This is a genomic window from Phytohabitans sp. LZ39 (assembly GCF_059359075.1).
The window spans coordinates 26,429-48,426 of sequence record NZ_JCADBM010000041.1; the positions used below are offsets into that span (position 1 = coordinate 26,429).

The window sequence follows — 21,998 nt, forward strand, 5'->3', positions numbered from 1 at the left end:
TCAGGTGCGCAGCGACCGCAACTCGGCGCGGCGGTGCCGGCCGATGAGGTTCGACGCGATCCCGAACAGCCAGGCGCGGACCGGGCCGCGGTCGGCCGTGTACCGGTCGCGGCGGCGGAAGGCGATCAGGAAGACCTCGGCGGCGATGTCGTCGGCGGCCGTCTCGCCGAGGCGTCGCACCGCGTATCGATGCACGTCGGCGAAGTGCCGCTCGAACAACGCGGCGAACTCGTCGGGCGTGCCGAGCGAGCGCCGTACCGTCTCGGCATCAACGCGCCCCGCCGCGTCTGATGTGATCCTCACGCCCATACTTCTCCGCGGGCGGTCGCATCCTTCACCGCAGCGGTATGACCTGGCACACACCGATGACTACGTCTGGCCTGGACCAAAGGCGGACACCGCCAGGTCTCCGGGCCTGCCCGTCATTTGCGGCGCTGTAGGCAGGGCCACGGTGATACTCCGGATTGAGCTGCGGTCCGGAACATGGAGGTGCGGGGCGGTCGATCCGCCCCGCACCTGACGGAACCGCTAGGGATCAGACGCCGAAGGCCGCCGCGTAGCGGATGGTTCCACTCGGGACAGGGCGACCGGGGTCGAATACCAGCGCCATCATGTTTTCGTCGGGCACTTCGAACGGCGGCCGGATTCCGTACCCGGACGCGGGTATGAAGCCGAACCGGGGGTAGTACGGCGCGTGACCGAGGACGAGGACGAGGTTCTCCCCCGCCGCCCGCGCCGCGTCGAGAGCGGCGCGAATTGTCGCCGATCCGGCGCCTCCGCCTTGGCGTTCGGCCAGCACCGCGCACGGACCGAGGGCGAGAGCCGGTACGTCGTCGACGTGACATCGAGTCAGCAGGGAGAAGCCGACGACGGTGCCGTCGGTGTCCTCGGCGAGCCACGAGGACCACGGCAGCCACGCCTGCCGGTCCGCACGCAGCGCGTCGACCAGGTCGGCCTCCAGCGGGCCAGGGAACGCGGACAGGTTGATCCGGCGAATCGCGGCGCGGTCGTCCGGCCCGTCTTCCAGGCGGGTGTGCCAGATGCGAGTGGACGGTTTCGGCGATTCAGGATGACGGGCGGTCATGACTGCTGCTCCCGGAAGCCGTAGGTTGCGCGGAGGTGCTGGGTGATCGCCTTGCGGTGCTTCTCCCGCTCCGCGCGCAGGCGTGCGTCGTCCCGCGAGGCCGCCCAGGCAGACTCGCGCTGGAGTTTGCGATAGCTGTCCAGCCGGCGCGGCGACAGGGTTCCCGCATCTATCGCCGCACGTACCGCGCAACCAGGTTCGTTCGCATGCTGGCAGTCGGTGAACCGGCATTGACGGGCGAGTTCCTCGATCTCCGCGAAAACCTGCTGGATGCCGTCTTCGCTGTCGTGCAAACCAACCGCGCGCAGGCCCGGGGTATCGATGAGCACGCCGCCGTTCGGCAATGGGACTAGTTCACGGTGAACGGTGGTGTGCCGGCCCTTGCCGTCGCCTGCGCGGACCGCTCCGGTAGCCAGCAGTTCGGTGCCGAGCAGGGCGTTGCCGAGCGAGGACTTGCCCACGCCGGACGGCCCGAGCAGCACGATCGTCCCGGTCAGCAGCGCGGCGAGGATGTCCAGGCCCTCGCCAGTGGCCACGCTGGTGACCAGGACATCGACGCCGAGGGCCAGCGCGGCGACCTCCTCACGTACGTCGGCGGGGCTCCGCTCGGCGAGGTCGGCTTTGGTCAGGACGATGACCGGGATCGCCCCGCTGTCCCAGGCAAGCGCGAGCATGCGCTCGATCCGACCGGCGGAGATGGGATTGGCGATGGATACCACGATGGCGGCCGTGTCGACGTTCGCGGCCAGAACCTGGGCGTGAGAGGTGCGCGACGCCGTGGACCGCACAATGGCGGTCCGGCGCGGCAACACCGCGACCAACTCCGGCTGCGTGGTGTTGGTGATGGCGACCCAGTCCCCGGTACACGGCGATGGTGACAGTCCTGCGTGTGCCGACCAGGTGGCGCGTACCGAGCCGGTGGCGGTGACGACCGTGGCCTGGCCACGGTCGACGAGTACGACGCGGGCGGGCACCAGACCGGCGGCCTGGTGCTCGGCGAAAGCATGCTCGTATGCCTCGTCCCAGCCGTACGAACGCGGCGCGTTCAGGGATGGGGTCGGCACAGAAGATGACGATGACAACGGAGGAAACCCTTCGGAGAGGGGCCCCGACAGACACCGGCGCTACCCGGGCGGGATCGAACGTCCCGTCGAGCGAAAGAAACAGGCTGGGTCAGGCCGAGGCCCGGGGCACAAGATTGATCCGGGCGCTGCACACAGCAGCAGCCGCCTTCGCGGTCATCAACCTCGCCCCCCTTTCTCCCATCCGATGTCGCATCAACGTCACCCGAACCTTACCACGGGGATGATCGAGCGATTGTCGACTTGGTCGACTTGGTCACTGAGCCATTCCGCATAACGACGGGTAACGCTGTGTAGCCGACTGTCGGCAGGTGGGGTGACACGCCGGGTCGAAACGGCTGGCGCAGGCTGATGTCCGCCCGAAGGCAGTACCACAACCAGAAGATCATGTACGTGGACGTGGGAGTCATTTACGAGAGAGCACTTACCGTGATCAAGGCGTCCTTCAAGTCGTCATAGCAACGTGAAGGACGCCTCGATCATTCACTTGGGCAGGTCGCCCGGTCGGTCGACGATCGCGATTTTCAGGCAGGCGGAGCCTTCCATCTTCCCGTCAGGGGTCGCCGGGGGCGATGCCGTCGCTATGCTGCGCGGAGCAGCCGTGAAGTGGCGGTTGCCGAGGTAGGCGTAGGTCCTCGGGTCGAAGATCAAACCGTGGCCGCCCGTTTCGACGGCCAGGCCGGATCGGCCGGCTGCGTCCTTCACGCCCTCGACCACGCTGATCCCGGGGATCCGAGCCATGGCCGCGAAAAGCGCGGACCGCGACGCGGGCGGCACGTACGACTGCCGGATCGTCCAGAAGGCGATCGTGAACTCGTCCGCGACCGGGTCGGCGGCGGCCCGCTTGACCAGGTGCTGCCACATCGCGTCCGGATCGGTGGGCAGGTCGTCCTTGAATCCGGGGTACCGGGTGCAGCCCGGCCGTTGCGCGGCCACGCACCCCTCGATGGGCTCCTCCGTCTTCGGGGCGCCGCTCTGCTCCCAGCGCCTGAGCCCGTCGCGTGTGCCGTTGACGGACCGCCACACCCGTTCGGTGCCGCTGTTGGTCGGCCGTGGTCCCTTGTAGACGGTCTCGATGTACACGAACTGGTCCGGCCTGGCCGTCAGCGTCGGCTCCTGCTGTGCGGCGAGAGCGGCCGAGCGCAGGACCGTGGCGGCGTCCGGGGCCGCGCCGCCGGTCGGCGGCTGGTCGCCCGACGGGGCGGTAGCCACGGCCACCGCCACGCCCGAGGCCAGTACCAGCGACAGCACGCCCGTGGCGGCGAGTCGCCAGCCGAGACGCGGCCGCGGCCGGACGGCCCGGGTCATGGCGACGGGACCACCGCGGGTCTCGGACACCAGCCGGGCGCGCGCCCGGGCGAGGGCGGCGGCGGCGGCCGGCTGGTCGCCGCGCATGCGGCGCAGGAGGTCGATCTCACTCATGAGGGGTCCGTTTCTGTGTACAGGTCAGGAAAATGGGCCGGGTCGAGATCGGCGAGCGACGTGCGCAGGCGCTTGCGGGCGCTGCTGAGCCGGGAACGGACCGTGCCGATCGGGATGCCGAGGGCCGCGGCGATCTCCGCGTACCCGAGGTCCTGCCAGGCGAACAGCAGCAGCGCGTCCCGCTCACCGGCCGACAACCGGGCGAGCGCGGCCGCCAGTCGCCGGCCAGCCTGCCCGGCGGCCACCCGATCCAGCACACCGTCGGCGTCGTGCTGCACGATCGGATCGGCCTCGCCCTTGGCCAGCGCCCGAAAGCGTCTGACCTCGGCGCGGTGGTGGCCGCGCAACATGTTGGTCGCGATGCCGTAGAGCCACGGACGCGCATCCGGGCGGCTCCCGTCGTACCGCGCCCGCTCACGGAAGGCGACCAGGAACGTCTCGGCGGTCAGGTCGTCGGCGGCCGAGGCGCCGGCCCGACGTGACAGGTACCGGTAGATCTCAGCCGCATGGCGGTCGAAGACGGCGGCGAACGCCTCGGGGTCGACGCGCGAACGCTCGATCAGCAGTCCGTCCGGCAGCGCCTCCTGGGCCGGACCGTCCGTCGCCATCGACGTTGTCACGCCTCGTCACCAAGCTCGGACAACGGTCGCTCCTCTCGCAGTGGGAAACGTTCCTCTACCTCTCCTTGACCGAACAAGCGGATCCGGTTCGAGCCCTCGTCAAAGACGACGACTACCGTCTCCACAGTGAGACCGCGCACTGGCGGCCGGCGCTGCGACCGTCGCTTGTGGAGCCCTGCTGTGGCGCGGAATCGCGCCCGGACCGGCCCCTGGCCGCGACACTCGCCGCCGTGTCGCTCGGAGCCGGCCCGGGCGAGCCTGCGCTGTTCGGTTTCGTCGCCGCGGCGTACGCGTTACCGCTGATGGACCACCAGACCTGGAACCGCACCGCGGCGGAGATGTACCACGGCATTTCCTGCGCCAGGCGTCTCCACACCTAACGACGTCGCACCGACCATCACCGCGACCGTACCGACCCGGCAGCGGGCGGCCTCACCGCGCCCAGTCGCTGGCCGGGATCGCCGCAGCGCTCGTCATCCTCCACGTCGACCACGCTCGCACCACATGACCGCGTTCAGTAGTCAGCCGCTTGCGCGGAATGGCTCAAGGTCCGTGACTACGGAATGGAAGTTGCGGCGTCGGCGGCCGCTGCGCTGATTGTCCTCAACTACGCCTTCGACCCCGGTGAGGTACACCTCTGGCAACTCGCCACCGTCACGGCTGTCGTACCACTCCTGTTGCCCCTTCCGGCCGCAGGCCGGGGGCGAGGGCTTCGGCGAACCGTCGTATGTCGGCGAGCCGGCGCTCCTCGTAGGTCGCGTAGGCGGGCCGCCGCGGAGGGGGCATGCTCCACCTCGTACCCGCTGCGGCGCAGGGCTGCGGTCAGCGCGCCGGCGAACCGGACATCGTCCTCCACGAGCAGCACCCGCACGGTCGTCCACCTCCTGTGCACAGTCCTCGTCATCGTGGTACGCCCGACCGCGTAGCGCGAGAGTGGCCAGCCTAAATGTTTGTCAAGTGACGGACTCACGGGCATCCCGCCGACCCTACGATGGCGCAGCCGAGGGGAAGGGCTTCCCCCTGCCAGCCGTCCAATGTGCTCAGCGCTGAGGACCTACGGAGGTTTCGCGATGGCGTTCCGGCAAGAGCTGCGGGAAAAGGTCGAGGCGCTCAAACAGACAGCGCGTGAGGCGAACGCCCGGGAGGCCGACCGCGGCACGGGCCTGCTCGAAGGGTTCGACCCGATCGTCGACACCAGCACCTGGCCGGTCGTCGGCGACGGGGACGGGCCGGTGGGGCTGGAGGACCAGGTGCACATGTCCGGTGACGACCTCGAGGCGTTGCTCGCGGATGTCGAGGCCAGCTTCGAGCCCTTCATGGAGGGCAGCCTGGCCTCCTTCGACGAGATGCTGACCACGCTGGACGAGGACGTCTTCCGCCGCACGCTGCGGAAGGCGAGGAACGAGGACCTGCCGTTCGTGAAGAGCGAGCTGAGCGGCTGGGTCGGCCAGGCCGGTGACATGTTCCGCATGTACTACCTACGGGGGTGGGAGACGTCCGTCGACTACCAGTTGGCGTACGTCCAGGAGATCGGCCGGGTCGTGCACGCGTACCGCAAGCTGCTGGCACATACGCAGGACGACATCAAGGCCATCGCGAACGACGCCATCGCGGCGCTCAACCGGGAGGATCCACCGGGCGACGCCAGCGGTTTCTTCACGATCCTCGGCGTCATCGCGTCGGTGGCCCAGGCCGAGCCGCACGTCGGCGCGGCGATCACCGTCGCCTCGCTCTTCGTCTCCGGTATCGCCGAGGAGGGCGCTCGCGGAGCCGGCGACAACCCGGAACGGCAGGTCGAGGGCGAGTTCGTCTTCCAGATCCTCCGCACCACGCGCGAGGCGATCACCAGGCTGAACGAACTGGTGGACACCCAGACCGAGCGGATCCGGAACGCGATCAACGATGACCTCGACCAGGTGGAGGGGCCGAACATCTACGTCCGGGAGGACGGCGAGGGCGGCGGGATGATCCTGGAGCGGCCGGACGTGCGACTGGCACCGCCCCCGGGCCAGTCGAGCGGCGAGCTGTCCGTCGACCTCACCAAGCTGCACATGGCGGGGTGGGCCCACCTGCCGGCCGCGGCCTACCGGTACGAGGAAGCGAGGCTTCAGCTGTTGGCGGTCGCCGACCGGCGCGACATCGCGTTCGGCACGCCGTCGCCGCTCGGGCCGCTGAACTCCTACTATCTCAACCGCCTGTGCGAGCGGTGCGAGTACGCGCTGCGCAGCACCCGCGACATCCTGATGGAGACCGGTGACGCGCTCGTGTTCACGGCAGCGACGTATGCCCAGACCGACGCCGAGGCGGCCGAGCTGATGCGCGAGCAGACCGCGATCGAACTGGAGAACTTCGAGACACCCACACTCCGCGAGGAAAGCCCACGGACGCCGGCCATCCTGAACGACTAGCGATCGCCACGACCGCTCAGGCCGCCGGCCCGGCCGACCCGCACGATCCAGTGAGCCGCTCCCATGACGCTCCGTAGCAAGCGGATCGCGGCATGAGCGTGCACCCGATCAAGGGTCCTGGCGATGGGCGCAGCGCACGATCGGCGGCTTGTTGGGTCGTCGGACCTTCAACCCGGAGGTCGGTCTTCAGAGGTATCCAACTGTTGGTTACATAAGATCTTGCGAACAAGCACCCGGACAAGGAGGAGCCTGTCGTGATGCGCTCGGCAACGTTCCTGCTGGAGTGCTTGCTCCGGGCTGGGATGCGCGATGTCATCACAGTGGAGCCGGCGACGGGTGGACTCGCGGCGCTCGCGGGCATAGCCACCCGCCGGGACGCGCCGCCGGTGTTCGTCAAGGCCTTCACCGACTCGCCGGCCGACGACGCCTTCGTCGCGGAGGCCGAAGGGCTGGCCGCCCTGCGCGAGCTCGGCGGCATGGCGACACCCGAGGTGATCCTGGCGGGCCGAGAACTGCTTGTGTTGTCGGTGCTGCGGCCGAGGCCGCGCAGCGAAGCCTTCTGGGAGCAGTTCGCGCACGCGCTCGCTCGCCTGCACATGAGCACGATCCATCCTCGCTTCGGATGGCACCGCGACAACTGGCTGGGCCGCCGCCGGCAGACCAACCCTTGGAACGACGACGGCTTTGCGTTCTTCGCCCAGCACCGGCTGCTTCGATGGCTCGGGGAGCCCCGCGTTGAGGCGGCACTCGACCACGCAGACCGGGCGGCGCTGGAGCGGCTGTGTCACCGGCTGCCCGACCTGCTGCCGGACCGGCCGGCATGCCTGACGCACGGCGACCTGTGGGCACAGAACGTCCTGGCCACTTCGGACGGGCAGCCCGCGCTGATCGACCCGGCGGTGTCCTACATGTGGGCCGAGGTCGACCTCGCCCATGTGTGGTCCACCTCGCCCCCGCCCGAGGCGCAACCGTTCTTCGAGGTCTATGCAGAACTGACCTGCCTCGATAGCGACTGGCGGGCCCGCATGCCGATTGTCCAACTGCGACAACACCTCGCGGTGCTGGCCCAGTTCGACGACGACTGGGGCGCGGGCGGCCAGATCCGTGCCACCCTTGCCCCATTCCGGACACGAACCTGACCAGAGGCCCGACGGTTGATCGCGGCTTGCCTCAGGGCATTCGCTAGGTCACCCTCACTCACATCGGCTACGACCGCGCGCCCCGCCGGCCGTAGGTGGGCGCTCGGATCGCGGCAGATGCGGATGTCGGTCAGGCGTCCGTTGACGCATGGCCAAGACGTGCGATTGCGAACGATCTCTTCAGTCATCCGCTGGAGAGTGTCCGGGCGGCGTCGAGGGGTCACGTCGGCCGACAGGGGGCGCTGCCCGCAGACGCGCCCACCGGCGATTAGCGGTTCAAGACCACTTGATCTCACCGGCACGGTCGACGAAACGCCCGGAGTGGTGTCCCGGTCCTTCGGTGGCAAGGTCGACGACGACGTCGGTGCCTTCGGTGACGGTTTGCGGGCCGGTGTTGCCGTTGAGATCGGTCGCTGTGTAACCCGGGTCGGCCCCGTTGATGCGGATGTCGGTCAGCGCCTTGGCGTACTGGGTCGTCAGCATGGTGAGCGCCGCTTTGGAGGAGGTGTAGGCGGGGGCGATCACCCGGGACTCGGGTCGCGACGGATCGTGCGTGGCGGCGAGAGATCCCATCGAGCTGCTGACGTTGATGATGACCGGGTCGGCCGAGCGTCGTAGGAGCGGGAGGAACGCCGTGGTGGTTCGCACCACGCCGACGAGATTGACGTCCAGCACGGTCATGATGTCGGCGCCCGTCAAGCCGCTCGGGTCACCGTGCGGGCCGTGAACGCCAGCGTTGTTGATCAACACGTCTATGGCACGTTCGTGCTGCTCGACGTCGGCTGCCGCCGCCGCGACCGACTCGTCGTCGGTGACGTCGATCTGGACGAAGCGGGCGCCGAGTTTCTTGGCCGCCGCAGCGCCGGCTTTCGCATCGCGAGCGCCGACTAGCACGGTGTGGCCATGTTCGATGAGGCGACGGGCGGTCTCGTAGCCCAGGCCCTTGTTGGCCCCGGTGATAAAGGTGATCGTCATGCGCCCATCGTTCGCCCGCGCCGCGACGTGTGCCAGGGAAGGCGCGACGGTAGGAAAACGGTTACCACCCTCGGCAGCTGGCCGCGCGAGACAATCGTCGTATGGCCACTCACGCCACGGAGCTTGGTGCGACTCTGCGCGCTTGGCGCGACCGCGTCTCCCCAGCAGCCGTGGGGCTGCCAAGCGGGCGCGCGCGCCGAGCGAAGGGCCTGCGCCGGGAGGAGCTTGCCGAGCTCGCCGGGATCTCGGTCGACTACGTCGTACGCCTGGAGCAGGGACGGTTCACCACCCCCTCGGCACAGGTGGTCGCCGCACTCGCTCGTGCCCTGCAACTTCGCATCGCAGAACGCGATCATCTGTTTCGGCTGGCCCGGCTTGTCCCTCCCACCGACGGGGAGATCTCCGACCACATCCCGCCCGGCATCCACCGCGTTCTCCACCGACTCGGTGACGCTGCCGTCGCGGTCTTCGCCGCGGATTGGCAGCTGATCTGGTGGAACCGTGGCTGGGCGGCGCTTCTTGGCGACCCGTCATCAACGCCGCGGGCGCTTCGCAACTTCGCCCGTGACAGCTTCCCGATCGATGGCGACGGTCCACGGCTGTCGCAGTGGCCGGTGACCTCGCTCGCGCGCGACACAGTTGAGGCCGCCGTCGTGGCTGACTTGCGCCGCGCCACCGGACGCTTCCCGAACAACACCCGCTTGACCAACCTGATCCGGGTACTCACCGCGGGCAACCACCGCTTCGCCGAACTGTGGACCGCAGGCGCGGTCGGTGCACACCGCGAAGACCACAAGATCGTCGAGCACCCGACGGTAGGGCCGATCGCGGTTGATTGTGACGTCATGACCGACGGCGACGCAGAACTCAAGATCGTGATCCTTACCGCGGCCCCCGATACCGAGGACGAGACCAAACTGCGGCTGGCCTTCCTGTCCGGCGTCCCCGACCCCGCGCGCAGGTCACGCGAACACGCCAACCGTTCCGCGTAGCGCCGGAGTTCGAGCGGACCCGGAATCAAGGAATTCGCAGAAGCCCGATACAACACACAGCAGTCCGTAGTAGCCGGGCGCCACCGAGAAGCTCGCGCAGATCGATCGGCGATCCCGCAGGGCGCTACCGTGTTGATCTTTGCTCTTGCCAATGGATCGGCAGGATTGGGCGGACACGCTATGCCCGGCCTCGGCGCCGGGTGACGGACCAGGTGCGGCCCCGCCGCCTGCGCCGACCGGCAGAACGACCGGCAGCGGTTCCGGCGGAAAGTTGCCCCTTCGGACGCGACGAATATCACAGGATTGCCCGCCGATACCGGCGCTGAGCTGCGCGAACCGCGATTTTGCCGCCTGGTCTGTGCGGCCGGCGAAACAGCGGAGGTATCGGTTGCGAAACCGGCTGATGAGCAGACTCTGAGCAACCGGAGGATTGATCAACGCCGAACTGGAGAGCCCTGATGCGACAACGCCGTCTTCTGGCGTACGGCACGCTCAGCGCCGTGCTGGCGACGCTGCTCATCGCCAGCGGCCCCGCTGGCGCCCAACCGTCCACCGTCCCGGCCCCGCCGGCTCCGGAAGCCGGAAGGCAGGAGCCCATCCGGACGGTCACCCTGCTCACCGGCGACCGGGTTTCGATCACCAAGGACGATCTGGCCGTGACGCCGCGCGGCGGGGTGCACTTCGCGCGCTTCCGGCGGGACGGCGCTGACTACGTCGTACCCTCCGACGCGATCCCGTTGTTGGCGGCCGACCGGCTGGACGAGCGGCTGTTCAACGTGACGGCGCTGCTGGAGTACGACTTCGACGAGCTGCCGTACCTTCCGCTGGTGATCTCGGATGCGACCGCCGTCCGCGGACTGTCCAGCGTGCGACCGCTGGCCGCGGTGGACGGCTTCGCCGCGAAGGTGCCGGTCGGCGAACTCGCGAAGACGTGGCAGACCACCCGCGCCTCGCTGACCGGCGGGAAGATCTGGCTCGACGGCATACGTGAGTCCACATTGGATGTCAGCGTACCTATGATCGGGGCGCCGGCGGCCTGGGGCGCCGGATTCGACGGCACCGGCGTGACCGTAGCGGTGCTCGACACCGGGATCGACGACACCCACCCGGACCTCGCCGGCAGCGTGACCGCCCGGCGCAACTTCGTCCCGGACGTGGAGACCGGGCTGGACCTCAACGGACACGGTACCCACGTGGCGTCGACCATCGCGGGCAGCGGTGCCGCCTCGGGCGGGCGGTACAAGGGTGTGGCGCCCGGCGTGACGCTGCTCGACGGCAAGGTGTGCTGGAATGTCCAGGGGCGCGGCGCCTGCTCGGACTCCGCCATCCTGGAGGCGATGCAGTGGGCGGCCCAGTCCGGCGCCAAGGTGGTCAACATGAGCCTGGGCGGGCCCGACGCGGCTGGTGTCGACCCGCTCGAGCAGGCGATCAACGACCTGTCCGCGGAGTACGGCACGCTGTTCGTGTGTTCGGCGGGCAACCTGGGCATCAAGCCGGCGCCGGTCGGCTCGCCGTCTACAGCGGACGCCGCGCTGTCGGTGGCCAACTTCGACAAGGCCGGGAGCCTCAACTGGAGCTCGCTGCGCGGCCCGCGGGTGGGTGACTACGCCGTCAAACCCGACATCGGGGCACCCGGCACCGACATCGTCGCCGCACGCTCCCCCAGCGGTCTGGCGCACCTGCCGGAAGGGCAATACTTGCCGCTCACCGGCACGTCAATGGCCAGCCCGCACGTCGCCGGCTCCGCCGCCCTGCTCGCGCAGGTCCACCCTGACTGGAACGGCGCGCGGATAAAGGAAACGCTGATGGCCAGCGCCGTGCCGGTGCCCGACTACGACGTCTTCGCCCAGGGCGCCGGAATGGTGAATGTGGGCAGGGCGCTGAACCAGCGACTCACCGTCTCCCCCGCCTCGCTGAGTGTCGGGGTGCTGAGCTGGCCGCACACCGAGGCGCCGACGTCGCGAAAGCTGACCTACCGCAACACCGGTGACCAGCCGCTCACCCTCGACCTCGCGCTGGACGGCGACGCACCCGCCGGCTTACTGACGCTCAGCGCCTCGACGCTGACGGTGCCGGCCGGTGGCGAAGCGAGCGTCACGGTCGTCGCGGACGAGGCGGCCTCGCAGGCCTACGGATTCTACAGTGGACGCGTCGAGGCCACCGGCGGCGGCAGCACGCTCCAGACCCCGTTCAGCGTCTATCTCGAGGCGCCGGCCGCCGACCTCCGGTTCACCGTGATCGGCCGGGATGGCCGCCCGGCCCGGACCGTGATGACGACGCTGTTCAAACCCGACCCGTCCGCCCCCGACGACGCGGTGTCCTACAGTGCGAGCGGTACGGTTCGGGCGCCCCTGAACAGCACCTGGCACGTCGCGGCATACGTCGAGGAGGGCGGCATCACCACCCTGCTTACCAACAACAAGGTCGTCGTCACCGCGGACCGCGACATCGTCCTCGACGCGCGAAAGGCACGGCCGCTCGACATCACGGTGCCCGACCGCCAGGCGACCGCATATGACGCCGCGGCGATCGTCAACCGCGCCGCCGATGGGTTCCCGACCTACAGCGGCGTCTCCGGCGATCCCGGCACGCTGCGCACCGCGGACGTGGGGCCCAAGGGTCTGCCCGGCGTTGTCACCCAGGTCCACGCGGTGTTCCAGGGCAAGCCCCGCGAGGGCCGCGCGCCGGACGTCTACCAGCTGGGCTGGCGGTCGGAAGGCTCCTTCGTCACGGGCTTCGTCAGGCACGTGACGCCGTCGGATCTGGCCACAGTGGACGTCGTCTACGCGCGGAACGCCACCGCCGTGCGGTCGTCGCGCGCCAACAACATCCCCGAACCGTCGCTGGCCGGCGCGTATCCGTACAGCAGCCAGCTCCCGCCGGTGACGACGCCGGCCCGGCGCACCGAGTACTACGCCGGTCACGTGCCGTGGGTCTCGGCGGTGCAGGAGCAGACCGTCGCAGATGGACAGTTGGTGCTCGACCTCCGGCAGGAGGAAACCCGCTACCGGCCGGGCCGCGCCTACACGGAACGCTGGAACGGCGCCGGCCTCAACGTCACCATGGCCCCGGTGACCGGGTCACCTGCCGTCACCCGCTACGAGAACACCATCTGGGCCACCCTCACGGGCTGGGCCGACGGGGACGGCCACGGCGCACACCCCTACCCGGTGACGAACCACCGCCTCGGCCTGTGGCGGGACGGCGTCCTGCTGGGCGAGTTCACCGGCGTGTTCGGCGCCTTCGGTAACTGGGAGGTGGCCGCCGAACCGACGACCTACCAGCTGACGTACTCGGCGGAACTGCCCGCGCCGTACCGGCTGTCCCGGCGAGTGGAGTCGGCCTGGACGTTCACCACCGCGGCGGGTGAGCCGAACGAGCTGCCACTCACCTCGATCGGCTTCGCTCCCGAGTTGGGGCTGTACAACGACGCCGCGGCCGGAAGCACCATCGCCATCCCCCTGACCGTCGCCCAGCAGGCGACCGCGGGACGGATCAAGTCGGTGACGGTCTCCGTGTCGTTCGACGGCGGAACCACCTGGGTGGCGGCCCCGACGGTCAAGCGCGGCGGGACCTACACCTCGACCGTGCGCCATCCGAAGGCCAGGACGGGATTCGTCTCGCTGCGGGCGACCGCGGTGGACACGGATGGAAACCTCGCCACCACCACCGTCCACAAGGCCTACGTGGTCAGGTAGTGGGACGCGCGTGCGGGCCGGGTGGCAGCTGCCCGGCCCGCACCGGGTACCGGGCCGGCTGCCGCGCGCGGGCCGATCTCGGCGAGCCGGGCCAGCGCCTGGTCCACCACGTCCGCGGGCCCGACCTGCCGGGCCATCCGCACGGTCCGGCGCAGCTGGGTGCGCGCCTCGTCGATCCGGTCCAGCCTTGTCAACGCGTTGCCGAGGCCGCACCGGCAGCGAGCCTCGCTCTGCTTGACGCCCGACCGCTGCACGAGCGGCAGCGCCGCCTGGAGGCTGTCCGCGGCCGGCTTCCACCGCCCGAGCGCGAGCTGGCTGAGGCCGATGTTCAACAGCAGGTGGCCGGCGGTGATGTCGCTGACCAATGGGGACGGTGCGCGGCTCGGCTCGGCCAGCAGCGCCTCCAGCCGGCGGTACTCGTCGATGGCTTCCCGGTGCCGCCCGGCCTGGGCGAGGCTGCCGGCCAGCAGCGAGAGTGCCTGGGAGTAGCCGTCCCACTCCGCCACCGCCTCGAACAGCGGCAGCGCCTGCCGGGCCGCCTCCTGCGCCCGGGCGGCGTCGCCGTGCCGCCGGGCCGCGGCGCCGATGCACACCCAGGACCAGCCCTGCTCCCGGAGGTCACCGACCTCGCGGGCGAGCCGCATCGCCTCCAGCGCCGGGGCGTCGGCGAGGTCGTGCCGCTGGGCGAACGTCGTATAGGCCCAAGCCACATAGTTCAGGTGGATCGCCTGGCGGCGCCGGTCGCCGAGCGCCTCGGCCGAGGCCGCCGACATCTGAAACACCTCGAGCCAGGAGCCCCAGTGCCGCCACCGCTCGGAATACCAGTGCATGGCATGGGCGACTGTGGTCACCTCGGTGTGCCAGCCGGCGGCGAAAGCCAGTCGCAGCGCGCCGAGCCAGTTCGTGCTCTCCCGCTCCAGCCACCGGTCGGCCTCCTCGGTGGAAGCGGGTGCGCCCGGGCCGGGTGGCGCGGTGCCGGCGGCCCGGCCCGCGAAGGTCGGGTCGAACCAGCGGCCCGCCGCGGTCGCGGTATCGAGCAGCCAGGTGACCATCCCGTCTTCGGCACGCTGGCGCTCTCGCGGGGTCTCCTCCCGCACCAGGCACTCGCCGGCGAACAGCTTGGTCAGGTCGTGTAAGCGGTAGCGACCGCCCGCACCCGGCTGGAGCAGCCCGACCTCGGTCAGCTCCTCCAGCGCGGCCTCCGCCTCGGGCTCGCTGAGACCGGTGAGCTGAGCCGCCAGCTCCGGCCCCGCGTCCGCACCGGGGACCAGGGACAACCTCCGGAAGGCCGCGGCGGCCGGCGCGGACAGCCTGCGGTAGGAGAGCGTGAACTGCGCCGACATCCGTAGGTCGCCCGCGACCAGCGTCCCGAGCCGCCGGTCCCGGTCGGCGAGCCGGCGCAGCAGGTACTCGGTGTGCCAGTCCGGACGGTTGAGCAGCCGGTTGCCGGCGATCCGCAGTGCCAGCGGAAGATCTCCGCAGGCTTCGGCCAGGCCGGACAGCGCGACCTCCGGCTCGGCCGCGGCCCGCTGCTCGCCGATGATGCGGCGCAGCAGGGTGACCGCCTCACTCCGCGTCAGGACCGGTAACGCGACCCGCTCCACCGCCTCCAGGCCGGAGAGGACGCGGCGGCTGGTGACGATGGTCATCGCGGTCCCGGACCCGGGCAGCAACGGGCGGACCTGGGCCTCGTCGGCCGCATTGTCCAGCAGCAGCAGAACGCGCCGCGAGCTCAGCGCGGCACGGTACTGGGCGCTGCGGGCGTGCGCGTCGCCCTGCACCCGCTCCTGCCTCACCCCGAGGGCGACGAGCACCCGCAGCATCAGGTCGGCCGGGGCGGGCGGGGCGGCGTCCAGGCCACGCAGGTCGAGAAAGAGCACACCGTCCGGAAACGCGGCGGCGTGCCGGTCGGCCGCGTGCAGCACGAGCGCGGTCTTGCCCGTGCCGGGCGGGCCCGACACCACCGCCACCCCGCCGGGCGGGCCGGCGACAAGGTCACTCACCCAGCGCAGCTGGGCCTCCCGACCGGTGAAGTCCCGGACCGCTCTCGGCGGCGCGAGCGCCACCGGACGCGCCCCGCCACGACCCCCGTGGGCGGCCGCACGCAGCGCCGCCGCCGCAGCATCCGCGAGGCCGAGCGCGACGATCAGGGCGTCGACGGTACGCTGCCGTGGCACCAGGCTGCGCCCACGCTCCATGTCGCTGATAGCACGGACGCTGACCCGCGAGACGGCCGACAGCTCGTCGATGGTCAAGCCGGCATCGGCGCGGTGCCGCCGCAGCAGCGGCCCGAAACGGTGCCCTCCGCTCACCCGCGCCGCCGTCGTCGCGACGGGCCGCCACCACGCATACACACAGTCGACACTCAGCTCTCCCGCTCATCTGCCCAGAAACTCCAGCCTGAGGTGCCGGACCAGGATCGTCAATGGGCAACATCAGCAGTACTCGCCGAGCCTCCACCGATCTGGCCGCCGGCGCGGCCGCCTCTTTGGTCACGGATGGGGCGGCGCTGCCAGCAGCTTGGACATGACGTCGTTCTCGGAGCCCTGTTCGTTGACGACGTGCTTGGCGAGGTTGCGGATATACGCGTTGCGCCCCACGGTGAGTACCCCTTGGCCATGAGGATCGCACCGTTGTGGGGTTCGATCATCTGCTCCAGGTAGAGCCGGGTCGGGGCCGGCCCGGCAGCGGCGGTGAGTGCAGCCATCTGCTGCTCGGTCATCATGCCGTGGCCTACGCCGTGCCGCGTGACGGCTGGGTCGTCTGGTGACACCGCGGGTGAGCCCCAGGGCGACCCGCCAGGCGTTCATTTCGGTGATCTCGCTGCTCTGGTCGGTGCGGATGTAGTCGGCGACCGCGATCACCCGCACCGGTACGCCGGCCTTGCTGAACAGGGTCTCATTTACCCGCACGGCCCGAGCGTGGTGGGCGATCATCATTGCCGCGAACCCGCACTGGCCCAACCCTGGCTCCGCGCCCTCGTCACCGAACTCAACAGCTGAACCGCGCACGCAGTGTGCGGCAGATGAGTGGGTTGATCTTGGTGGAGGTCGCTCGATCGGTTTGTCGGTCCGGATCAGCGCAGCTGGCCACGCAGTTCGGCGTTTCCGCGCTCGGGATGAAGTCTGAGCCGCATGCGTCGTCGCGGGTCGTGCCGGTTGTGTTGTAGTGGGCGTCGTGGATGCTGCGGAATTGGCCGACCGGTTCGGGCTCGGCCGGGCCCGGAAGCTGTCCGACGGGCCGGTCGCTCGGGGCCGGCAGGGCGAGGTGTGGCGGCTTGAGACGGCGGACGGCCGGTGGGCGGTGAAGGTGCCGTTCCACGAGTCTGGCGAGGACCAGGTGCGGGCCTCGACCCAGTTTCAGGAGGCGGCATGCACCGCCGGCGTACCGGCGCCGGCGGTGCGACGTACCGCGGACGGGCGCGTGCTGGCCCGGGTGGGCGGCCGGCAGGTGCGGGTGTACGAGTGGGTCGATCTCGAAGCGCCCGATCCGGGTATGGACCCGGTCCTGGTGGGCGCTGCGGTGGCCGCGATCCACTGGGTGTTGGTCCCCGCCGGCGGTCAGGTGGACCCGTGGTACACCGCACCGGTGGGCGCCCACGGCTGGGATCAGCTGGTCGAGCAGCTACGCGAGGCCGGGGCACCGTTCGCCGGCCGGCTCGCGGCACTGCGCGACGACCGCCCATGGGATCTGCCGGCTCTACAGACGCGCGCGGAGGGTGATCCGGATATTCGGCAGCCGGCGAGCCCGTTCGGCGGCACGATCGTGCGTCGGGCAGCTAGTCCACCCGCCTGGTGCGCGAGGACCGTTTAGGCGTGCCGGATGTTGGTCGCTTTGGGGAAACCGGCGCGGTTGCCGTCATGCGGGCGCGTCAGGACTTGGGGCGGCGGAACCGGCTGTGCGGCACGACGGCCAGTGGCACCAGCTCGATGAGCAGATCCGGCACAACGAGTCCGGGCACCTGTATCAGGGTGCTTGTGGGCGCCGTGCCGGCCGTGAAGTGCTGCGACCGCACCTGTTGGATCGCAGGAAGATCCGCTCGGTCCACGAAGTAGATCGTCATCGACACGATGTCGTCGAGGATGCCGCCAACTTCCGCGAGGATCCTGCGGACGTTCTCGATGGATTGTTCCATCTGTACCGCGGCATCTTCCATGCCGACGATGACACTGTGCTCGTCCCAGGCCACCTGTCCGGTCACATGGACGACGACGCCGTCGCCCTGGATGACGCCCTGTGAGAACGCCCGGTTGCCGGGCGCCCAGACGCCGCTTGGGTTGAAACCGTCCGCCATCCAGTCCTCCCCTGCGTCACGCGGTGTGGCACGCCCACTTCGGTACCCATCCTGCCCGTCGCGACAGCGGCGTCCAGACCGAATCCCCAGTGCCGCACGACCGGCCCACAGGGCATCGAGGTCGCTGCCGAAGGCTTCTGCGTCGTCGGCCACACCGATGCGCCCGGAATGTCCCCCGAACATCGCCAGCGCGGTCCGCGCGGCCCAGGCGCCCAGGGGCAGACCGAACTTTCCGGCATGGCTGAGGGCGGCGAGCTGGATGGGCATGCAGGGCTCGGCGGCCCCCGATCAGATCGCCAATCTGCTCGACCCGACCGGTCTCGATCGGACCGGCCGTCACGTGACGAGCGGATCGCGGCAGTTCCGCTGGTACCACTGGGCGTTGCTGCCTCGCATGCGCAGGTCGCGCACCGCCGCTCATTCTCGATCTGTCCGCCGCGATGGCGTACCGTGCTGCCCGGAAGCACCAGCACCGCGGACGCCCGCGTCCTGGAACTCGACCGACCAGTGGACTGCGCCATGACCGTCGCCCCGTACCACCTTGCCTGCCAGGTGTGCAGGGACATCGTTGCCTCCGACGGCCCGGCGGTAGCCACCTTCAGCACCGATCACGACTTCCGGTGGGTGCCCTTTGTCGAAGATCTTCGGACCAGCAGCGCATCGCTGATGCACGCCGCCTGTTTCGCCACCCTCCACGGCGTAGACGCACTCGTCGCTACCGTCCACCGCCATGACGAACAGCAGCGACGATCACGCTTCCAGGACTTCGTGAAGGTCACCGAACTCGAACAACAGCTCCGTACCCTCCGCGAAGACAGACCACGCCAACGCGACCGGTAGCCACGGGACCACAACAGCGGAACTCTCGCCACGCCCACGTCGCGTATCGCCACACTATCCGACCACCATCCAGGAACGCGGCTGAAGCGTTCCTTGTCCGGGATACGCGCTGCCAGGTTCCACAGCCGGTGCGCGTCGCCGACGTCCTCTCGGTCGAACCCGACGGTGTCGAACTCGGACCCGGGCGGGCCATGCAGGATCTGGGTGGTCGCGGCAGACGCCTCGTCGTTGAGGTCCCCGGCCAGCACCAGCCGCCGGGTCCGGCCCTCGCCAGCGAGCGGACCGTCCACAAGAGCGCGAACGGTGACCGCCTCCGCGGCGCGGCGGTGCAAGGCGTAGGCGGCGTAGCGGGCACGTTCTGCCTCATCACGCGGGTTGAACCGGGTCCTGCCGGCTTGGCCAGGAAATGAGAGCAGCTTCGACTTCAGGTGCACCGAGACGACGCTCAACGGCCCGCTCTGCGTGACGACCTCGACCGCCAACGCACCGCGCCCCATCCGAGACGTCAACGCGCCGCCATCGTCCGTGCGGACCTGTCTCAGCTGGTCGGGGAACGTGTCGGCCTGCGCGACCTCCCACACGGGCAGCCGAGACAGCACGAATGACGCCAGCAAGCGCGGCGACCTTGCGTTGGTACGCGGCCTTGACCTCCGCCGCTGCGCCAGCGTCCGGACGGAACAGATTTCTCCAGGTTCCACGTCGCGGCCTGCTTGAACGTGCTGCCGAGGAGCGCCTCCACACGGGGCAGACAAACCGGTACGCGGCGTTCGAACCGCCGATCCCGCTCGGACCCGCCTGCGCTGAGCGAAACGTCCCACCAGGCGCCGGGCTTGTGACCCGTCCTTCACGTTGGCAGAGGGGGACGTGACGGACAGCCACTTCCTGCGACGCTCACCCGAGGCACGTATCGGCCCAAGTCGGACGCGACTTGCACCTGCATCTTGACCGTCCATGTGGGACGTTCAACAGAACTTCGCGAATCGGAGTCATGATCTCCCGGTCGCCCTGTCCTGGTGATGAGGAGACCCGTGTCCGAGGTTTCGGCACCTAACCGTGGGAGCGGTTCATGGCGATGGCTGGCGACCGGTGGCTCTCGGCGAAGGCCGCAGAGCGACGCGCCCGGACGAACATTCGATACCAGACGGGCGCCAAGGCGCTACGGAGCGCATGGCGGTCCGGCGCCACCGAGAACGGATGGGCGCTGGAGGATTGGTGGGTTCCGGGCGTGGACGCGCTCACCCGGGCACTGATCGAAGGACGGGCGGCCACCTCCGCGTACGCGCAACTGGGCCGCGAGCGGGCAGAGTCCGGGCACGGCATCCGGGCGACACTGGCCGATGTGTTCACGCTCCACCAGCAGATGGCCTCATCAGACCGACCACCAGCGCCGGCCATACGCGCGCTGGCACAGGCGTGGGCGGCCGCAACGCTGGCACCAGTCCGGGTCATGCTCTGCGCCGACTTCGCGAGCCCTGCGCAACTGCGGGCCGGGTTCATCGGGCTGTTTCGCGACGCGCTCCCGGACGGGCTGGCTGTGCTCGTCGTCGAGGCGCCGCAGCCGGCCACCAACAGCGAGTGGGAGACGGTGACGCTGCTTCTGGAAGCAAGCGCCCGTACGCCGTCGGTCTTCGCGGCTGAGGCGCCGATGGCCCGCACCTCACCGCAGCGGGCGGTCGCCTTGGTCCGCTACGAGGCTGGCCCCACTCTGCGTCGAGCCGGCCTGAAAAGCATCCAACTCGTCCCTCTGCCCAGAGACCTGTCCGCAGCCGGCGCGCTGGTCGCCCAAGCAGGAAAGGACCAGGATTGACGACTCGGTGGACGACGTACAGAGACGAGGTCGTTGGTTGAGGTATCGCCGAGGTGTTGCTGCTTGGGAGATCAGAGGTGGGGATCCGATACGAGCGCGATGGGGCCGAGGAGCCATGAATCCGTCGTCGACGACGCGGCGAGTAGCGCCGAGCGTGGGTCGGCTGGCAACACGCGGGCGTCCGTGCCGAAGGTGTGCCAGTCCGCCGGGGTGCCGTCTGACCGGCTTCCGGCTACGTTGCTGCCGCCGACCGCCGTGCCGCCGACCGTTAGTCGCTCGCTGGCCAGCGCGCGGTCGCCTTCCCACGCGACCAGCCCCACGCTCGCGGCCCCGGGCACAGCCCACAGCGGAGAGGTGTAGGAGCGGCCGCGCGGCAGTGGCGTGAAGCCGTCGAAGACCGCGACTGTCCGCTGTGGACCACGGCTCTCTGCGACCATGAGCAGCGCCCACCCGCCGTACGCATTGTAGCCACCTTTGAACGCCTTCTTGTCCACCGCGACCCACCACGTGCCGCCTTGGCTGCGCCGCACCAGCGAGGTGACGTCGGCGGACGCCTGGTACACGGCCCCGAAGTCGGCTCCCGACGCGGTGTCCACCCGGGTGGCCGCCACCGGGACGTACCGGTCGGATCCGGGCATCCGCAGCCGCGCGGTGGCTTGGCTGGGCCCAGGGCCGGTGCCGGACCAGTAGAGACCGGCCCAGAGCACCGTGCCGGGTACGGAGATCCTTGCCCCGCTGACCGCCGCGCCGGACGGGTAGCCGCGTGGTGCGGCCGGATCGGCGTACCGGGTCATGTTGTAGTCACCGTTGTCGGCCATACGCCGACCGGCCCGGACGTCGTGGCAGGTGAGTGAGATGCCGCCACAGGAGAGCAGCGAGTTCCCGCCGGCCTCGAGCGTGGCCGGCGCCGTGCCGGCGAACAGAGCCGGGAGCCCGCTGGCCTGTACCCCAGCGGAGGCGGTGGCCATCACCGCCCCAGCGCGAGGTGCGGTAAGCCGCACCTGAAGGGCATCGTCGCCGGCCGTGCCGGAGATGGTGACGCGCAGGTACGCGCGCGTGGTGCCACCCGCGGCCAACGTCGGGCGCCGGCAGCTGGTCCCAACGCAGGTCCAGCCGTCGCCCGCCGGTCCTGAGCGGAGGCTCACTCCACGAGGGAGGGTCAGCCGCGCGGTGAGCGGGCCGGTGTCCGGCAGTGCCAGGCTGCCACCCACACCGCCCTGCTGTCCGGAGTGGACGACCGTCAGGGCGAGCACGCCCGGCCGCCCGCGCACCAGGGTGCCGACCGGCTCCAACCGCGCCGCCATGCTCACCATCCCCGGCAAGGCCGTGCCCAGTGGCAGCGCCGCGGGCGGCGTCATCGGCGACGGCGGTAGCACCCCGGGCGGCAGCGACGAGGACACGCGCGGAGACGGCAGCGTCCGCGCGGGCGGCGGAGCAGCCGAAGGATTGGTGGCGCTCCCAGGAGGCGGCTCGGCCACCGGCGTGGGCTGGCTGGTCGGTCGCATGGCCAGCGCCGCCGCTACCAAAGCGAGCACCACCGCACCCACGGCCGCGGCCTGTACCGAGCGGCGCCGCAGCAGCCGCCGCACGAGCGCGGAACCCGCCGAGCCCGCGGAGCCGGCGCCGGCGCCGCTCAG

18 protein-coding genes and 1 pseudogene are annotated in these 21,998 nt (G+C 70.1%); 8 read left to right on the forward strand and 11 right to left on the reverse strand.

All coding sequences use genetic code 11. From position 1 onward, the window contains the following. The 5 genes from AC5L36_RS43865 to AC5L36_RS43885 all read right to left on the reverse strand — a co-directional run bounded on the left by AC5L36_RS43865 (position 1) and on the right by AC5L36_RS43885 (position 4,196). Positions 1-303 carry an RNA polymerase sigma factor gene (locus tag AC5L36_RS43865; protein ID WP_441224820.1) on the reverse strand — a complete coding sequence of 101 codons (303 nt, stop codon included), beginning with the start codon at positions 301-303 and terminating at the stop codon, positions 1-3. Positions 304-535: 232 nt separating this feature from the next. Then, entirely contained in the window at positions 536-1,084 is a 549-nt protein-coding gene (locus tag AC5L36_RS43870; protein WP_441224821.1) for a GNAT family N-acetyltransferase, read from the reverse strand. Next, positions 1,081-2,058, reverse strand: coding sequence for a ribosome small subunit-dependent GTPase A (rsgA, locus tag AC5L36_RS43875; RefSeq protein WP_494909881.1), 978 nt, complete (start codon positions 2,056-2,058; stop codon positions 1,081-1,083). Before rsgA ends, AC5L36_RS43870 begins: the two co-directional genes overlap by 4 nt. 591 nt (positions 2,059-2,649) lie before the next feature. Further along, positions 2,650-3,588, reverse strand: coding sequence for a CU044_5270 family protein (locus AC5L36_RS43880; protein WP_441224825.1), 939 nt, complete (start codon positions 3,586-3,588; stop codon positions 2,650-2,652). After that, positions 3,585-4,196, reverse strand: a complete 612-nt coding sequence (locus AC5L36_RS43885) for an RNA polymerase sigma factor (protein WP_441224850.1) — start codon at positions 4,194-4,196, stop codon at positions 3,585-3,587. Before AC5L36_RS43885 ends, AC5L36_RS43880 begins: the two co-directional genes overlap by 4 nt. Positions 4,197-4,201: 5 nt before the next feature. Here AC5L36_RS43885 and AC5L36_RS43890 point away from each other — a divergent pair, with 5 nt between their 5' ends. The 3 genes from AC5L36_RS43890 (at position 4,202) to AC5L36_RS43900 (ending at position 7,755) form a co-directional block, all read left to right on the forward strand. After that, the gene (locus tag AC5L36_RS43890) at positions 4,202-4,588 is read left to right on the forward strand and encodes a hypothetical protein (RefSeq protein ID WP_441224826.1); all 387 of its coding nucleotides are present in this window, start codon (positions 4,202-4,204) and stop codon (positions 4,586-4,588) included. A gap of 690 nt (positions 4,589-5,278) precedes the next feature. Beyond that, on the forward strand, positions 5,279-6,616 hold the full coding sequence (locus tag AC5L36_RS43895; RefSeq protein WP_441224828.1) for a hypothetical protein: 1,338 nt from the start codon (positions 5,279-5,281) through the stop codon (positions 6,614-6,616). A gap of 257 nt (positions 6,617-6,873) precedes the next feature. Next, complete coding sequence (locus tag AC5L36_RS43900) at positions 6,874-7,755, forward strand: fructosamine kinase family protein (RefSeq protein WP_441224852.1); 882 nt, start codon at positions 6,874-6,876, stop codon at positions 7,753-7,755. A gap of 276 nt (positions 7,756-8,031) precedes the next feature. Here the strand turns inward: AC5L36_RS43900 and AC5L36_RS43905 are convergent, their stop codons facing one another. Next, positions 8,032-8,730 (reverse strand): SDR family NAD(P)-dependent oxidoreductase, encoded by a 699-nt coding sequence (locus tag AC5L36_RS43905; protein ID WP_441224829.1) that lies wholly within the window; start codon positions 8,728-8,730, stop codon positions 8,032-8,034. A gap of 101 nt (positions 8,731-8,831) precedes the next feature. Between AC5L36_RS43905 and AC5L36_RS43910 the strand changes: the two genes are divergently transcribed. Together AC5L36_RS43910 and AC5L36_RS43915 are read left to right on the forward strand one after the other, a co-directional pair. After that, the gene (locus AC5L36_RS43910; RefSeq protein ID WP_441224831.1) at positions 8,832-9,722 is read left to right on the forward strand and encodes a helix-turn-helix domain-containing protein; all 891 of its coding nucleotides are present in this window, start codon (positions 8,832-8,834) and stop codon (positions 9,720-9,722) included. Positions 9,723-10,180: 458 nt separating this feature from the next. Next, on the forward strand, positions 10,181-13,420 hold the full coding sequence (locus AC5L36_RS43915) for a S8 family peptidase (RefSeq protein WP_441224833.1): 3,240 nt from the start codon (positions 10,181-10,183) through the stop codon (positions 13,418-13,420). On the opposite strand, the gene AC5L36_RS43920 is transcribed toward AC5L36_RS43915, so the two are convergent. Continuing rightward, on the reverse strand, positions 13,405-15,732 hold the full coding sequence (locus AC5L36_RS43920) for a tetratricopeptide repeat protein (protein ID WP_441224835.1): 2,328 nt from the start codon (positions 15,730-15,732) through the stop codon (positions 13,405-13,407). The two genes, AC5L36_RS43915 and AC5L36_RS43920, sit on opposite strands and share 16 nt — an antisense overlap. 110 nt (positions 15,733-15,842) lie before the next feature. Continuing rightward, positions 15,843-16,359, reverse strand: a pseudogene (locus tag AC5L36_RS43925) (DUF305 domain-containing protein). A 238-nt stretch (positions 16,360-16,597) separates the two neighbouring features. Here AC5L36_RS43925 and AC5L36_RS43930 point away from each other — a divergent pair. Continuing rightward, positions 16,598-17,233 carry a phosphotransferase gene (locus AC5L36_RS43930; protein WP_441224836.1) on the forward strand — a complete coding sequence of 212 codons (636 nt, stop codon included), beginning with the start codon at positions 16,598-16,600 and terminating at the stop codon, positions 17,231-17,233. 58 nt (positions 17,234-17,291) lie between these two features. Here AC5L36_RS43930 and AC5L36_RS43935 read toward each other — a convergent pair whose 3' ends face one another. Both AC5L36_RS43935 and AC5L36_RS43940 read right to left on the reverse strand, forming a co-directional pair. Next, positions 17,292-17,981, reverse strand: a complete 690-nt coding sequence (locus AC5L36_RS43935; RefSeq protein WP_441224838.1) for a RidA family protein — start codon at positions 17,979-17,981, stop codon at positions 17,292-17,294. Between the two features lie 341 nt (positions 17,982-18,322). Continuing rightward, positions 18,323-19,168 carry a hypothetical protein gene (locus AC5L36_RS43940; protein WP_441224840.1) on the reverse strand — a complete coding sequence of 282 codons (846 nt, stop codon included), beginning with the start codon at positions 19,166-19,168 and terminating at the stop codon, positions 18,323-18,325. A 452-nt stretch (positions 19,169-19,620) separates the two neighbouring features. Between AC5L36_RS43940 and AC5L36_RS43945 the strand changes: the two genes are divergently transcribed. After that, complete coding sequence (locus tag AC5L36_RS43945; RefSeq protein WP_441224842.1) at positions 19,621-20,361, forward strand: hypothetical protein; 741 nt, start codon at positions 19,621-19,623, stop codon at positions 20,359-20,361. A 71-nt stretch (positions 20,362-20,432) separates the two neighbouring features. On the opposite strand, the gene AC5L36_RS43950 is transcribed toward AC5L36_RS43945, so the two are convergent. Further along, complete coding sequence (locus tag AC5L36_RS43950; RefSeq protein WP_441224844.1) at positions 20,433-21,665, reverse strand: hypothetical protein; 1,233 nt, start codon at positions 21,663-21,665, stop codon at positions 20,433-20,435. On the opposite strand from AC5L36_RS43950, the gene AC5L36_RS43955 reads away from it, so the two are divergent. Continuing rightward, a partial coding sequence (locus AC5L36_RS43955) for a hypothetical protein (protein WP_494909886.1) occupies positions 21,664-21,998 on the forward strand: 335 nt, incomplete at its 3' end. The genes AC5L36_RS43950 and AC5L36_RS43955 overlap by 2 nt on opposite strands.